This is a genomic window from Limosilactobacillus mucosae DSM 13345, assembly GCF_001436025.1.
Lineage (GTDB): Bacteria > Bacillota > Bacilli > Lactobacillales > Lactobacillaceae > Limosilactobacillus > Limosilactobacillus mucosae.
The window spans coordinates 1-408 of the sequence record NZ_AZEQ01000078.1 but is presented as its reverse complement, the minus strand read 5'-3'; the positions used below and the strand labels follow the sequence as shown (position 1 = coordinate 408).

Here is a 408-nt window from a genome sequence, read left to right as displayed (position 1 = left end):
ATAATTGAATCTCGCTTTCTCGGTGTATAAACCGTGGCTTTTGATTCATTATACCGAATAACCCACTCACGTAAGCTACGATCACTAGCTATTCCATGCTTAGCCGCAAATACTAAGGCAGATTCAGAGGAGCTATTAAATTCTTTAACTAATGCTTTTTTCTTAGACTCTGAGTAATGATGCCTTTTGTAGCTGTACGATAAACCGTGAATACCTTGGTATTTAAGAATTAATTTCCAAGCTCGAATTGTTTTTGCATCTATTTGATATAATTTTGCCACTTTGTTGAGACTGAGTCTTTTAGTTTCATCAAGGATCGCTAATTTTTGCTCAAGTGAAAAGTATTTTTTTCTAGCCAATTTTAAATGCCCTCCAAATATAAGATGAATTTTCTATTTCATCTGTATA

Annotated in this window: 1 pseudogene; it reads right to left on the bottom strand. The window is 33.6% G+C overall.

The annotated features are described in order from the left end of the window. A pseudogene (locus FC47_RS10820) lies at positions 1-359 on the bottom strand (helix-turn-helix domain-containing protein); the annotation flags it as partial. Positions 360-408: the final 49 nt, after the last annotated feature.